This window comes from Halomonas sp. AOP30-A1-24 (assembly GCF_052378165.1).
In the GTDB taxonomy this organism is placed as follows: Bacteria; Pseudomonadota; Gammaproteobacteria; order Pseudomonadales; family Halomonadaceae; genus Vreelandella; species Vreelandella citrativorans.
On record NZ_JBQSXL010000013.1, the window covers coordinates 62471 to 76327 of the forward strand.

Annotated in this window: 11 protein-coding genes; 9 read left to right on the top strand and 2 right to left on the bottom strand. The window is 55.3% G+C overall.

Annotation, left to right across the window (positions count from 1 at the left end):
• Positions 1-173 precede the first annotated feature (173 nt).
• Positions 174-1553 (bottom strand): GntP family permease, encoded by a 1380-nt coding sequence (locus ACT3TJ_RS09285; protein WP_444622267.1) that lies wholly within the window; start codon positions 1551-1553, stop codon positions 174-176.
• 211 nt (positions 1554-1764) lie between these two features.
• Here ACT3TJ_RS09285 and ACT3TJ_RS09290 point away from each other — a divergent pair, with 211 nt between their 5' ends.
• The 8 genes from ACT3TJ_RS09290 to ACT3TJ_RS09325 all read left to right on the top strand — a co-directional run bounded on the left by ACT3TJ_RS09290 (position 1765) and on the right by ACT3TJ_RS09325 (position 11089).
• Entirely contained in the window at positions 1765-2454 is a 690-nt protein-coding gene (locus ACT3TJ_RS09290) for a glutathione S-transferase family protein (protein WP_444622266.1), read from the top strand.
• 56 nt (positions 2455-2510) lie between these two features.
• Positions 2511-3050, top strand: a complete 540-nt coding sequence (locus ACT3TJ_RS09295) for a YaeQ family protein (RefSeq protein ID WP_444665666.1) — start codon at positions 2511-2513, stop codon at positions 3048-3050.
• Positions 3051-3314: 264 nt separating this feature from the next.
• Positions 3315-4304 (top strand): lipid A deacylase LpxR family protein, encoded by a 990-nt coding sequence (locus ACT3TJ_RS09300; RefSeq protein WP_172117288.1) that lies wholly within the window; start codon positions 3315-3317, stop codon positions 4302-4304.
• 258 nt (positions 4305-4562) lie between these two features.
• Positions 4563-5072, top strand: coding sequence for a CinA family protein (locus tag ACT3TJ_RS09305; RefSeq protein WP_444622265.1), 510 nt, complete (start codon positions 4563-4565; stop codon positions 5070-5072).
• Between the two features lie 77 nt (positions 5073-5149).
• Positions 5150-5974, top strand: coding sequence for an ammonia-dependent NAD(+) synthetase (nadE, locus tag ACT3TJ_RS09310; protein WP_444622264.1), 825 nt, complete (start codon positions 5150-5152; stop codon positions 5972-5974).
• 80 nt (positions 5975-6054) lie between these two features.
• Positions 6055-7203, top strand: coding sequence for an exonuclease SbcCD subunit D (locus ACT3TJ_RS09315; RefSeq protein WP_444622263.1), 1149 nt, complete (start codon positions 6055-6057; stop codon positions 7201-7203).
• Positions 7200-10268 carry an AAA family ATPase gene (locus tag ACT3TJ_RS09320; protein WP_444622262.1) on the top strand — a complete coding sequence of 1023 codons (3069 nt, stop codon included), beginning with the start codon at positions 7200-7202 and terminating at the stop codon, positions 10266-10268. The genes ACT3TJ_RS09315 and ACT3TJ_RS09320 overlap by 4 nt, the downstream gene beginning before the upstream one ends.
• Before the next feature lie 86 nt (positions 10269-10354).
• Positions 10355-11089 (top strand): tellurite resistance TerB family protein, encoded by a 735-nt coding sequence (locus ACT3TJ_RS09325; RefSeq protein WP_444622261.1) that lies wholly within the window; start codon positions 10355-10357, stop codon positions 11087-11089.
• A 220-nt stretch (positions 11090-11309) separates the two neighbouring features.
• Here ACT3TJ_RS09325 and ACT3TJ_RS09330 read toward each other — a convergent pair whose 3' ends face one another.
• On the bottom strand, positions 11310-12206 hold the full coding sequence (locus tag ACT3TJ_RS09330) for a LysR family transcriptional regulator (protein ID WP_444622260.1): 897 nt from the start codon (positions 12204-12206) through the stop codon (positions 11310-11312).
• A 129-nt stretch (positions 12207-12335) separates the two neighbouring features.
• Between ACT3TJ_RS09330 and ACT3TJ_RS09335 the strand changes: the two genes are divergently transcribed.
• Positions 12336-13847, top strand: a complete 1512-nt coding sequence (locus ACT3TJ_RS09335) for a CoA-acylating methylmalonate-semialdehyde dehydrogenase (RefSeq protein ID WP_444622259.1) — start codon at positions 12336-12338, stop codon at positions 13845-13847.
• Positions 13848-13857 lie beyond the last annotated feature (10 nt).

Below are 13857 nucleotides of genomic sequence, written 5' to 3' on the forward strand. Positions count from 1 at the left end.
CAAGGGTGGCGGAAGCGCCGCCCTCGTTTTATGCTGAGCTACTCCTCATCACTTATTCAACGCTTAAACGCAGGCATATTGATGGCGCTTGGGGGAAATACGTTGTTCCAGGCTGCACGCTAGGAACGCCTGGAAAGCTCTTTAGTTGATGTTTTTCTATGCAGCGTAACCGTTCAAAACAGCATAAAAATAAATGATGCGAACACAAACCCCACAACAGATTGCAGCGCCTGCTGAACGGTCCAGGTCTTGAGCGTTGTCTTGACGTCCATTCCTAACAGGCGGCCAACCAGCCAGAATCCCGAGTCGTTGACATGCCCAGCAAAGACAGAGCCCGCTGCTGTTGCCAGAGTAATCGCCACTACCTGCATGGATGTAAAGTCACCGCCAATCACGGCGGGGGCCATGAGCCCGGCGGCGGTTACCAGGGCGACAGTTGCCGAGCCTTGGGCCAAGCGCATAATCACCGCAATGACATAAGCCGCCAGGATGATCGGTAAACCAATATCGCTGAGCGAACTTGATAGCGCATCGCCAATGCCGGATGCCCTGAGTACGCCACCGAACATACCGCCGGCGCCTGTGATCAGTACTACCGAGCAAATCGGCCCCAGAGAAGAATCCAGTATTTTTTCTAATGCACTGCCTCCGACACCTTGGCGGCGGCCCAGTACTAACATCGCCACCAACGTTGAAATAAGCAGCGCTACCGGCGTGTTGCCAACGGCTGATAGCAGTTGGAACCACAGTGCGTCACTATCCACAACGCCCATTGAGCGCAGAAAGTTTAAGCCGGTGTTCATGAAGATCAGCACAATCGGCAGCAACAGCATGCTGATAACAACGCTGACAGAAGGCGGGTTGATAACGTGGTCATCGCTGACGTCGCCGAACAGGGAGTCTGCGAGAGGGAAGGGGTAGCGCTTTGCAACAATTTTCCCCCACATATAGCCTGATATCCACCAAAGGGGGAACGCAATCACCACGCCAGCAAGCAGCAATAACCCTAAATTTGCCTCATAAAGCTCCGATGCGGTAACCGGGCCTGGGTGAGGGGGCAGGAAAACATGCATAACCGAAAACGCAGCGGCAGCAGGCATGGCATAAAGAAGAATAGGGCCACCCAAACGACGCGAAACGGCAAAAATGATCGGTAGCATGACGATCAAGCCGGCATCAAAAAATATCGGAAAGCCCATTAGCAGCGACGTGATGCCGAGGGCAAAAGGCGCTCGCTTTTCGCCGAAGAGATCAATCATTTTATCGGCAAGCGCTTTGGCACCGCCTGAATGCTCAACAAGCTTGCCAAGCATTGCCCCTAACCCTACCAGTAGAGCAACAGCGCCCAGTGTTCCCCCAAAGCTATCCACCATCGTGGGAACAATCGCATTGACTGGAATCTGCGTGGCGAGCGCCGTCAGTAAGCTCACCAACATCAGCGCCACAAACGCATGCATCTTGAATCTGATGATCAATAGTAAAAGGGACAAGACCGCTACGGCGGCAATGCCTAGCAACGGTCCTGTGGACAACGTTTGCGTCCATTCATCCATGCGAGTACTCCCAATGATAGTGCTAATTGCTGGCTATGTTATCGGTAACATCGTACAGCTTGATATTTTCTTGCATACACGACCTTGGTTTAAATAAAGTAAAAAAAGAATCTGTTAGACGATGAAACAGGCAATTTATGGGATAAAGAAAGGCGACATAATGCGACTAGCGTAGCCATCCTTGCTTATTTGACGTAAAAAAGGGGTAACCATGTTTGATCTCTACATTGCCAACAAGAATTACTCTTCATGGTCATTGCGGCCTTGGGTGCTTATGAAGGCGCTTGATATTCCTTTTAAGGAACACGTTATGGTCTTTGAGGGTGGCAATGGGGCGAGTCGCGATACGTTTATTCGCTTTTCGCCTTCCGGGCTTGTGCCTTGCCTGGTGGATGGCGAGACGGCCGTCTGGGATTCGCTGGCCATTGTTGAATACATTGCCGAGCAGCATGCTCGGGTATGGCCAAAAGAGGCGACAATACGTGCCTGGGCACGTTCGGCCAGCGCCGAAATGCATAGCGGCTTTTCCACGTTACGTAACGAATGCCCCATGAACTGCGGCGTGCGCGTTACGCTTCAGGATGTTTCTGCTGGGCTCAGAGCTGATCTCGCTCGATTGGATAGGCTCTGGCAAGAAGGCCTTTCACGCTTTGGTGGCCCTTACCTGGCAGGTGACAAATTTACGGCGGTAGATGCCTTCTACGCACCTGTCGTCTTCCGTGTACAAACGTTTGGCTTGCCTTTAAGCGAGGCTTCGAACGCTTATGCAAAGCACCTGTTGACGCTGCCAGCGATGCAGGCGTGGTATCAAGCAGCGCTCGACGAAAAATGGCGTGAGCCTCATCACGAAGCCGATACGTTAAAACACAGCACCCTAACGGCTGATTATCGGAATGCCTAGCGCCTATCGGGCCGCGCATCAGGTAAACTAGCCAAAATTTATCGCTGGATATTCTGATGGCCCTTAGTGCGACGCCTTACAAAGTTGATATTAACCTTACCGACCTGGATCGTGGGGTGTATGAAACGCTACGTTTTACCGTGGCACGCCACCCCTCTGAAACAGAAGAGCGGATGAGTGCGCGGCTGATTGCTTATGTATTGTGGTACAGCGAAGCGATTGCATTTGGGCGCGGACTTTCCGATGTGGATGAACCCGCACTATGGGAAAAGAGTCTGGATGGGCGGGTGCTGCATTGGGTTGAAGTAGGCTTGCCGGATGCCGAACGCCTAACCTGGTGCTCACGGCGCGCCGAGCGCGTATCGCTGCTTGCCTACGGGCGCACCGATATATGGGAAAACAAAGTACTTCCAGGCGTGGCAACGCTTAAAAACTTTCACGTAGCGACCTTGCCTCAAGAAGCCTTGGCAGTGATTGCTCAGAACCTCCCGCGCGCTATTAACTGGGCGGTTATGGTGAGTGAAGGCTCGCTGTTTATCACTGATGAAAACGGCCAGCATGAAATTACTCCGCAGTGGCTGTTAAGGGACCGTTAGGCTATTTCTTTAAAGACATAAAGCAAGGTACTGCCAATTGATGGTGCGCGTATCGAGGGCATATGAACTGGCTATGCTTACTGTTACCCACCTTTGGTACAGAAGAGAGGCAGCGCCTTGCGCCACGGGTGTTGGGTTGTTATTGATGTTTGGCGAATAATATTTCCTTGCTATCTTTTTGCATGTTTACATACAATCAGAAATGTTTGCTAGCGCTCTTCGAGGGCGCTACTTTGGTTTTAACCCCCACTCAAGGGATGAGCAATGTACAACGTCTGCCTGCCTGCTTGGCGCCTGCTTCCCTTTGTAGCAGCAATGAGTCTACTCCCTGCCTTGGCGAATGCAGATAACAACGTCATTTCTGTGACACATGAAAATGACGGTCTAATGAGCAGTGACGATGGGCACTTTACCAGCGGCTTCGAGCTTAATTGGGCATTTAAGCCCAGCCCGGAAAACTGGACCCAGCGTTTAGCCACGGCGCTGCCGGATAGTTTGATGGGCCAGGCGGATTCAGTTGCTTTCCGATTGGTGCACCAGATTTATACGCCGGATGATATCGAGCGCTCTGAGCTAATTGAGGACGACCGCCCCTATGCAGGCCTGGTTTATGCGGGTATGTCACTTTATGAAGATGTTCCGGTAGGACGCTGGCAGCAAGCCACTGATCTTCATATAGAGGCCGGCCTGGTAGGCCCATCATCGCTTGCTGACAGCATTCAGCGTGAGGTACACCGTATTACCAATAGCGAACGTCCAAGCGGCTGGCATAACCAGTTAAAGGATGAGCCGTTGCTTAACCTGACCATGCGTCGTCAGTGGTGGCATAACGTGCCTCTGGCCGGTAAGCGCTTGGCTCATGGCCCCGGTGTCAGCGTTGCCTTGGGCAATCTCAATACCTACGCCAGTGCGGGTTATGGCGTTCGCTGGGGTGATGATGCCAGCGGTATCCCGACGCTTACCCCCAACCCCAGTAACCGTGGCCGCATGACGAGTACAACGGGCTGGCAGTGGTATGTATTCGCTAATGTCGAAGGCTACTACGTCGCGCATAACCTCACTCTGGATGGCAACGTGTTTTCCAGCAGTCACTCGGTTGACCGTAAAGAGTGGGTAGGAGAAGGGGCCGCTGGTTTTGCCATTGCCTGGGATGGGTGGCAAGCCGTTTTTTCCGGTGTTCAGCGCACACGTGAATTTGATGGCCAGGAAAAGCAGGACAAGTACGGCGCGATTACGCTTTCAAAAAGCTTCTAGTTAAAAAGCCTTCCGGCTAGTTCAGCACATGACCAGGGCAAATGCCCTGGTCATTGTAGAGGAGCGCCATGACTACCGCTTACAGAATAGCTCCTACGCGGATGGGTGGAAGAAACAGCGCTAAGCCCTTATCAATGGATAAGGGCTTTTTAACAAATGATGAACTTGCTGGCTGATTTTTCAGCCTTCTTCGAGAACAGCTACCTTTTAAGAGGAAGAATAAAACGACAGGGATTGTGATTTGTCAGGAGATACGCAATGGAATTGCTTAAGCAAATTACTGATTATCTACAGCAACAAAAGCTCAAATTGGCCACTGCCGAATCATGCACCGCAGGGCTGATTGTCTCTGAGCTGGCCCGTGTGCCCGGTAGCGGGCAGTGTATTGACTGTGGGCTGGCGGTTTATTCCCCTGAGGCAAAAAATCGTTATTTGTCGGTCAGCTTCGATACGATTGATACGTATGGGCTTACCAGTGAAGAAACCTCTCGAGAAATGGCGCTAGGGGCACTTAATAATAACGATGCCACTATAACCGTCGCCAATACCGGGATTGCAGGCCCTGAACCGCATGATGACATTCCTGTCGGTACGGTATGCTTTGCCTGGGCGTTTCTCCATGAGCAAAAGATTTACATGATTACCGAGACACGCCGCTTTTCCGGTGATCGTAACGACGTTCGCCTAGCCGCCGCGCACTATGCATTGGAGTGCATTCCTCAATATCACCGTGATGTATTGAACGGTAGCGCGCCATTAGATGAGTAGAACCAAACACATTTCTGCTCTAGCCTGAATAAAACGCTATCCGCTATGGATCAACGTTCGACCGCAAGGAGGCCAGAATGGTAGATCAGCAGGCAACCCAATCGCATATTCAAACGGTTTTGCAGGTAACGCCGCGTATTGACCCGCAGCAAGAGATTGATAAGCGCGTTGATTTCTTGTGTCGCGAAATGATCGATACAGGGCAGCATGCGCTTGTATTGGGCATTAGTGGCGGCGTAGATTCCACGGTAGGCGGCCGCTTGGCGCAGTTAGCGGTTAATAAGGCGCGTGAGCAGGGCATCGACGCCTCTTTTTACGCGATGCGGTTGCCTTATGGTACTCAGCAGGATGAAGATGATGCGCAGAAGGCACTGTCGTTTATTGAACCCGACCATGTGCTGACCGTTAACGTTAAACCGGCAAGTGATGCCCTGTTGGCCGCACTGGAAGAGGGCGGGCTAACGTTTAGAGACGGCGGTCACCGCGACTTTGTGTTGGGCAATATCAAGGCGCGCCAGCGTATGGTGACGCAATACGCAGCGGCCGGAGCACGAAGTGGCCTGGTGGTCGGAACGGATCAAGCCGCCGAAGCACTAATGGGGTTCTTCACCAAATATGGTGACGGCGCCTGTGACGTTGCGCCGCTCACCGGGCTAACCAAACGCCAGGTACGTGACGTCGGTGCGGCGCTGGGCGCACCCTCCGCGTTGGTTGAAAAGCAGCCCACCGCTGATCTTGAAACGCTCAAACCCCAGCTGGCGGATGAAGTGGCGCTAGGCGTGACTTATGCGGATATTGATGCCTTCCTGGTCGGCGATGCCATCAGCGATGAGGCGTATACCACCATCATTGACACCTATGCCCGCACCGAGCATAAACGCCAATTGCCCAAGAGCCCTTAAGTATTTCTCACCCGTAAAGGCTAAACGCCGTCAGGTTAGGTTGTTATGATGCAACCACCTAACCTGCCGTTGAGCCTGCCATGCGTCTACTCCACACCGCCGATTGGCACCTGGGGAGATTGTTTCACAACATCTCACTGCTTGAAGACCAGCGCCACGTTCTAAACCAGCTGATCGAGATCGTCGACCGCGAAGCCGTAGACGCTGTGCTGATTGCGGGCGATATCTATGACCGCTCGGTGCCGCCTTCCGCGGCTGTTACGTTGCTTGATGATGTGCTGGGCGAGCTTTGCCAAGAGCGTGGTTTGCCAGTGGTTATTATTTCCGGCAACCACGATGGTGCTGAGCGCTTGGGCTTTGGTGCACGCCATTTGCGTCAGGCGGGGCTGCATATTCTTTCTGATTTGAGCGCCTGCGATACCCCCGTTACGCTTGCTATCAACGGCGTTGAGGTCGATATTTTTGGCGTGCCCTATGCTGACCCGGAATACGTACGCAGCCAGTTCGGTGAACCGGTCCGCGACTTTGATAGCGCCCACCGCTACTTGCTAACGCGTATTGGTGAGAAGCGCCACGCTACCCGCCCAACGGTACTGATGAGCCACTGCTTTGTAGATGGCGGCAGCGCATCTGATTCCGAGCGCCCGTTAACCCTGGGCGGTGCAGAAAGTGTTGCCTGGGAGCCCATGCAGGGCTTTGACTATGTCGCGCTTGGGCACTTGCATGGCCCGCAATACCGTGGCGGCGAACATATTCGCTACAGCGGCTCGCTGCTTAAATACAGCTTTTCAGAAGCTCGGCAGCGTAAAGGCGTTACGCTTGTGGATATAGGTAACGAGGGAGTGACCGGCATTGAGCATCGCCCGCTGGTGCCCAAGCGCGAAGTGCGCGTGCTGGAAGGCGAACTTGATGAGCTGTTGAGACAAGGGCGCGAGGACCTCTGTGCCGATGACTACTTGTTGGTTCGGTTAACCGACCGCCACGCTATTTTAGACCCCATGGGTAAGCTGCGCGCGGTATACCCCAATGTTCTGCACCTCGAAAAGCCCGGTATGCTAGGGACGCAGCAGCGTCAGCAACTGGATCGCGAACGGCTGCGCTTTAATGCCCTGGATATGTTCAGCGATTTCTTCGAACAAACCAGCGGTGACGCCATGAGCGCTGACCAGGCACGCGCCATGAGTGATGTCATCACCTCCCTCAGCCGCGATGAAGAGGGCCAGTCATGACGCCGCTCGTACTCACCATGCAGGCCTTCGGCCCTTTTGCGGCCGAGGAGACCATCAATTTTTCTCAGCTGGGTAGAAGCCCGCTGTTTTTGATCAACGGCCCGACAGGCGCCGGGAAAAGCTCGATTCTGGACGCCATCTGCTTCGCGCTTTATGGCCAGACCACGGGAGAAGAGCGCTCGGGCACCCAGATGCGCTGCGACCAGGCAGCCGATACGTTGCTAACTGAAGTAACGCTGGATTTTTACCTGCGCGGAGAAAACTACCGGGTGCGCCGCGTGCCTCAGCAGGAGCGCCCTAAAGCGCGAGGCGAAGGGACGACAACGCAAAACGCAGAAGCCCAGCTGTGGCGGCTAACCGCTGACGGCAAGGAAAATGAGTGCCTCGTCGCGCGTAGCGTTAACGATGCTACCGCCCAAGTGCAGGCACTACTGGGGTTGGATGCCAGCCAGTTCCGCCAGGTGATGGTGCTGCCCCAGGGCAAGTTCCGCGAGCTGTTGCTGGCGGAGTCAAAAGATCGCGAAAAGATTTTTTCCCAGCTGTTTCAAACCCATATTTTTCAACGCATTGAAGAGCATCTGCGCACACAGGCCAACCAGATAGAGCGGGCGGTCAAAGATCACCAGCACCGTGTGCAGGGCATTCTGGATGCAAGCGATAGTGAGAGCGAAGCGGCGCTTATTGAAGCACTGGAAACGCTGGCCCCAGAGCACCAAGCTGCTGAGCAGGCGTTAACCATTGCCAAGCAGCAGCGTGAACAGACCCAGACAGCCGAGCGTCGGGGGCAGGAGTGCCAGGCGCTTTTTGATCGCCATGCGGCACTGGGTGCAGAAAAAAAACAGCTGTTACACCAACAGCCAGAAATAGAGCGAGCTCAACAGCACTTAAGCGCCCATGAACAAACCCAAGTACTGGCCGCACCCTTTCACTGCGTGCAAACGGTGCAGCAAACGGCACACGCTACCCAGCAAGAGCATGTTCAGGCTCAAACGGCCGTCGAAAAACAGCAGGCGGCGCATCAACACGCTCAGCAAGCGTTACAACAGGCACAAATACGCTACCAGCAGTTGCCGGGACTCCGTGAACAGGCTGGCCGTTTACAGCAAGCTTTGGAGCAGTTTCAGGCACTCAACCGCGTGGAACAGGAGCTGCACCAAGCCCAAAGTGCATGGCAGGGCCTGCACCAGCGGGTAGGCCAACAAACACAGCAGCGCGATACCATCGCTGAGCAGGGTGAGGCACTTGCCGCCAAGCTAAAAGCGGAACAGGTGGAGCGCAATCACCTTGCAGGCTGTGATGAGGTGCTAAAAGGCCGCCAGGCGCTGCACGGTCAGCGGCAAACGCTGGCCGGGCTTGAGTCCCAGCGCGCTGTGTTGGCCGGGCAGGTGGCTCAGACAGCAAGTGACGTCGCGAGTCACCAGCAAACGGTTGAACGCTATAAGCGTCAGGCCACCGAGCAGGAAATGCATTGGCACCAGGGGCAGGCCGCGCTACTTGCCGCTCGGCTGGAAACCCATCAGCCCTGCCCGGTATGCGGTAGCCGTGAGCATCCCGCGCCTGCCATACAGGAACAGCCCCCCGTTACCCAGGCCGATGTAAAGCGAGCACGCACGGAGTATGAACAGGCGCATCAAGCGCTGATGCAGGCTCAACAGTTACAGCAGCGGTTAACTCAGCAGCTTAAGTATAACGATGAGCAGAGCGAGAACTTGCGCCATACGCTGGGAGAGTGGGGAGCCAAGCCGCTAAGTGCATTGGAGGCCGCCTGCCAGGAGAGCCAGCGCCACGTTGAGCGCTATCAAGTGCTTACTCGAGAGCTGGCGGCGCAGGAATGTACACTTGAACAACAGCGCAGCGAATGGAAAGCGCTGGATACCCAGATAAAGTCCCAGCAGCCTGAGTTAGAGGCCGCTCAAAAGCGTTGCCACCAGTTGGAAGCCCAGTGTGAGCAGCTGCGTAGGGCGCTGCCCGAGGCACATGGGTCACTGGAGGCGTTGCAGGCAGAGCTTAGCCGTGTGCAAAGCGACATTCAGCAGTCTGAGGCGGCGTGGCAATCTGCCCAGGAGAATGCTCAGTACGCGCAAACGGCACTGGCCCGCGCCGAAACCACGCTGTCAGATAGTGCCCAGCGCACCGCCGCTGCTACACAGGCGTTAAGCGCAGCGCAAAACGAGTGGCAACAGGCGCTGAGCGGCAGCGCTTTCGACAACGACGCTGACTTTATTCAGGCTCGCCTGGAAGCGCCCGAGCGCCAAGCGCTTATTGAAACCGTCACCCTCTTTCAGCAGGCGCTGGCCAAGCTGGATGGTCAACTTGAGGCAAGCCAGGCACATCTTGAGGGGTTAACGCCGCCTGATTTAACCGATCTGGCTGAGCAAGTGGCTAGCGCGCAGGCGCATGAGCAGGTTTGCGATCAAACCTACCAGCGTCTGGCGGCGAGGATTACTCAGCTAACTGCCACTCAGCAAAAGCTCAAGGCCGCTCACGCCACCGAGGCGGAGCTCGAGGCCGAGTATCGTTTATGGGGGACGCTGAGCGAGATCGCCAATGGGCGCACCGGGCATCGCATTAGCCTGCAGCGTTTTGTGCTTGGCGTGCTGTTGGATGATGTGCTTATCCAGGCATCCGAGCGGCTGGTGCGAATGAGCCGGGGGCGTTATCAGTTGGTACGCCGTGAAGACCCCTCCAAAGGAAATAAGGCCTCAGGCCTGGAGCTGGATGTTGCTGATACCTATACCGGTAAAAATCGCCCCGTCGCGACGCTCTCGGGTGGCGAATCGTTTATGGCCGCGCTGGCGCTAGCGCTAGGGCTCTCTGACGTGGTGCAGGCGTATGCCGGAGGCATTCAACTCGATACGCTATTTATCGATGAAGGTTTTGGCAGCCTGGACCAGGATGCCCTTGACCAAGCCATCACCATGCTGAGTGAGCTGCAAATGGGCGGGCGTATGATTGGAATTATTTCTCATGTCAGCGAACTCAAAGAGCAAATGCCGGTTCGTATAGAAGTACGTGCCAGCCGTCAGGGAAGCACGGTACAAGTGCAAGGTGTTATACCGGCGTAGGTCCTCTAAACTCAGTAGGATCTATGAGTGCATTCGTTATCAGTACGTATATTGTCAATACAGCCTGTCAGCCAAGGAGTACAAGGATGAACGCTAGTAAAATTCTTCAACAGCTTATGCAGCAGGCCGGCGGCAGCCAAAAAGGCAGCAGCGGAGTCAATGTGAAGGGCATGCTGGAGGGCTTGTCTCGTCAGTTGGGCGGGGGCGGTAGTGATCAGCGCTCAAGCCAGTCGGGAAGTTCCAGCGGGTTCGATATGAAAAGCCTTTTGGGCGGTGGAGCCATGGGCATGCTGGTCGGTTCCAAACGTGGCCGGAGCATGGGCGGTAAGGCGCTTAAGTATGGTGCCATTGCTGGGGTTGGCATGCTGGCCTGGAAGGCCTGGCAGAATTCACAGGCCGCTAAAAATCAACCCGCCGCCAGCAGTAACGCAGAAGGCGAGCGTGTTGATGTATTAAGCGGTGAGGTTCAGGAGCGGCGTAGCCTTGAACTGCTGCAGGCCATGATAATGGCAGCTCGCGCCGATGGGCATATTGATGAGCAGGAGCAGGTGCTGATTACGGAGCAGATCGATGCGCTAGGGGCCGACCAGGAAATGCATAACTGGGTCGAAAGGCAGCTAAAGGCTCCATTGGATGCCGAAGCGCTTGCCCGCGAAGCGGACTCGCCCCAGGCTGCCCGGGAAATGTATTTAATGAGTGTCGCAGTAACTGATGACCAGAACCCCATGGAGCGCGCCTGGTTGGATCAACTGGCGCAAGCGTTAAAGCTTACCCCGGATGTCACCAAAGAGCTTGAGCACCAGGCCCAGCAGGCGGGCTGATAGCGTTTTCGTTTTCACACTAAAAAGCGCCGCCAGGATGTTGGCGGCGCTTTATTTTTACCGGTGGCAATAGCCTAAACGGCGTTATCGATTACTCCTGAATTTGACCCGCCAAAGGGCATTTCCAGGGTGGCAATAAAAAGTGCGTACGTCTTTTATCAATGGTTGGCTGGCGTATGTATTCGTGATAGTTCCGTCCATCTTTTTAAAGCCAGTTTCTTTAAAGCGAGGGCCATACTTCGTTCAGCGTACGTAATGCCGCGTCAATGGGAGGTTCTTCTGCACGATCATGGCGCCAAATCAGGCTAAGTGCGCAGGGCAGGCAAATATTGCTGGCAACGACAAGGCCGCTTTCCTGACGCTCGGTCATAGCCAGAGCATCGCGCGCAAGGCTCAGGCCAACGCCCGCGCGGACTAAGTCCAGCATGCAGGCCTCCTGATCGACCTGAGCGACGCGATTGGGTGTGGCGCCACTGCTGGCAAGTGTGTGTTGTAAAAGGCGGTGATGGGCCGAGTCCTCTGGCGTGACGATCCAGGGCAAGCGGGCCAGGGCTTCCCAGCGCGTATCGGCCAGTTGGGCATCCCAGCCCATCGGGGCAACAACGTAGTAGTGAAAGTGGGTCAGCTCGCGCCAGGCAAGCGCCTCATGGTGGGTTCCCAGGCCGGGTGGCGCCAGGTAAAACCCCACATCCAGGTCGCCTTGCTCAACACGCCTTAACGTATTGCCGCTCATCCCATGATGAAGCTCGGTTTCAAGCTGCGGTGCTTGCGTCATTAGACGGCGCAGGAAAGCGCCCAGGCGAATAAATTCTGGATCGACAATCGTGCCTATCTTGAGCTTGCCTCTTGGCGTGCTGTGCAACGTATTGGCCGTTTGCTCAAAAGCATAGGCGCTTGCCAGGGCTTTCTCGGCGGAGGGTAGCAGGGCATGGCCATCAGGCGTTAGCGCTAAGCCCTGGGGGCGGCGTTCAAACAAAGTAAGCCCCAAGCTTAGCTGAAGCTGCTTCAACTTTAGGCTGATGGCGGGCTGGGTAAGGTGCAGTTGCTCAGCCGCGCGTGAGACGCTGCCTAGACGGGCGACCATGACAAATGCCCGTAGTGTCGCGTATTCGTGCATGGCGCCTCCTGGTTTTCATTTTGTTATTAGCAGAGCTTATATCCCGGTTTAAATTTACTCAATTGATCGCGCCAACAATCACGCTAGTCTGGGCAGATCCCATTGGTTCTGCTTATAAAGGTAGTGATGATGACAACAACAGCCATTCAGCACTTTATTAATGGTCAGATCAGCGAAGGTCGCTCTGGCGATGCCCAGGATGTGTTTAACCCAGCCACCGGCCAAGTCACCGGCCGTGTCGCCCTGGCGTCACAAAGCGATGTGGAGGCGGCTGTAAATGCGGCCAGTGCAGCGTTTCCTGCGTGGGCCGATACGCCGCCCATTCGCCGGGCCCGAGTGCTGTTCAAGTTTCTGGAATTATTGAATACGCATAAAGATGCCCTCGCTGAGGCGATCACCCAAGAGCATGGCAAGGTATTTACCGATGCCCAGGGCGAGGTGGCGCGCGGGATCGATGTTGTCGAGTTTGCCTGCGGTATCCCCCAACTGCTTAAGGGTGACTACACCGAGCAGGTCAGTACCGGTATTGATAATTGGACAACCCGGCAACCGCTTGGCGTTGTGGCGGGTATTACGCCGTTTAACTTCCCGGTCATGGTGCCGATGTGGATGTTCCCTATCGCCATCGCCACGGGTAACACCTTTATTCTCAAACCAAGCCCGCTTGACCCTAGCGCGTCACTAATGCTGGCAGGCCTTCTGAAGCAGGCCGGTTTGCCCGATGGCGTGTTTAACGTGGTGCAGGGAGGGAAGGAGTCTGTTGAAGCATTAATCGATCACCCCGAGGTCAAAGCGCTCTCGTTTGTTGGCTCGACGCCAATTGCCAACCTGATCTATGAGCGGGGTGCCAGGCACGGCAAGCGCGTGCAGGCATTGGGCGGGGCGAAAAACCATATGGTCGTGATGCCTGATGCGCACCTGGATAAAGCGGTGGATGCGTTAATCGGCGCCGCCTACGGCTCGGCGGGCGAGCGCTGCATGGCGATTAGCGTAGCGGTACTGGTCGGCGACGTGGCGGATAGCGTGGTGCCCAAGCTTGCCGAGCGCGCTAAAGCGCTAAAAGTAAAAAATGGCATGCAGCTGGATGCCGAAATGGGGCCGATCGTAACGTGTCAGGCCCACCAGCGTATTACCGGCTACATCGAAAAAGGCGTGTCTGAAGGTGCGAAACTGATCGTGGATGGCCGTGAGTTTGATACTACCCAGGTGGGTAGTGACTGTGCCGACGGCTTCTGGATGGGCGGCACGCTTTTCGACCACGTCACGCCGGAAATGACGATCTATAAAGAAGAGATCTTTGGCCCGGTGTTGGTGTGCGTACGCGTGCCGGATGTCGCGACGGCCATTCAGTTAATCAACGACCATGAATTCGGTAACGGCGTCAGCTGCTTTACCGAAAGCGGCAGCGTGGCAAGAGAGTTCGGGCGCCGTATTCAGGTTGGCATGGTCGGTATCAATGTGCCTATCCCGGTGCCGATGGCGTGGCACGGCTTTGGCGGTTGGAAGCGTTCACTGTTCGGCGATACCCACGCCTACGGCGAGGAGGGCGTACGTTTTTATACCAGGCAGAAGTCAATTATGCAGCGCTGGTCAGACTCGATTGATAACGGGGCTGAGTTTGTGATGCCGACGGCCAAATAAGTCGATGCGG

Excerpts from the sequence above, each read along its gene's own strand:
- ACT3TJ_RS09295 (WP_444665666.1), top strand. The coding sequence starts at position 2,511 with ATGGCCCTTAGTGCGACGCCTTACAAAGTTGATATTAACCTTACCGAC.
- ACT3TJ_RS09315 (WP_444622263.1), top strand. The coding sequence starts at position 6,055 with ATGCGTCTACTCCACACCGCCGATTGGCACCTGGGGAGATTGTTTCAC.
- ACT3TJ_RS09300 (WP_172117288.1), top strand. The coding sequence starts at position 3,315 with ATGTACAACGTCTGCCTGCCTGCTTGGCGCCTGCTTCCCTTTGTAGCA.
- ACT3TJ_RS09285 (WP_444622267.1), bottom strand. The coding sequence starts at position 1,553 with ATGGATGAATGGACGCAAACGTTGTCCACAGGACCGTTGCTAGGCATT.
- ACT3TJ_RS09320 (WP_444622262.1), top strand. The coding sequence starts at position 7,200 with ATGACGCCGCTCGTACTCACCATGCAGGCCTTCGGCCCTTTTGCGGCC.
- ACT3TJ_RS09330 (WP_444622260.1), bottom strand. The coding sequence starts at position 12,206 with ATGCACGAATACGCGACACTACGGGCATTTGTCATGGTCGCCCGTCTA.
- ACT3TJ_RS09335 (WP_444622259.1), top strand. The coding sequence starts at position 12,336 with ATGACAACAACAGCCATTCAGCACTTTATTAATGGTCAGATCAGCGAA.
- nadE (WP_444622264.1), top strand. The coding sequence starts at position 5,150 with ATGGTAGATCAGCAGGCAACCCAATCGCATATTCAAACGGTTTTGCAG.
- ACT3TJ_RS09290 (WP_444622266.1), top strand. The coding sequence starts at position 1,765 with ATGTTTGATCTCTACATTGCCAACAAGAATTACTCTTCATGGTCATTG.
- ACT3TJ_RS09325 (WP_444622261.1), top strand. The coding sequence starts at position 10,355 with ATGAACGCTAGTAAAATTCTTCAACAGCTTATGCAGCAGGCCGGCGGC.
- ACT3TJ_RS09305 (WP_444622265.1), top strand. The coding sequence starts at position 4,563 with ATGGAATTGCTTAAGCAAATTACTGATTATCTACAGCAACAAAAGCTC.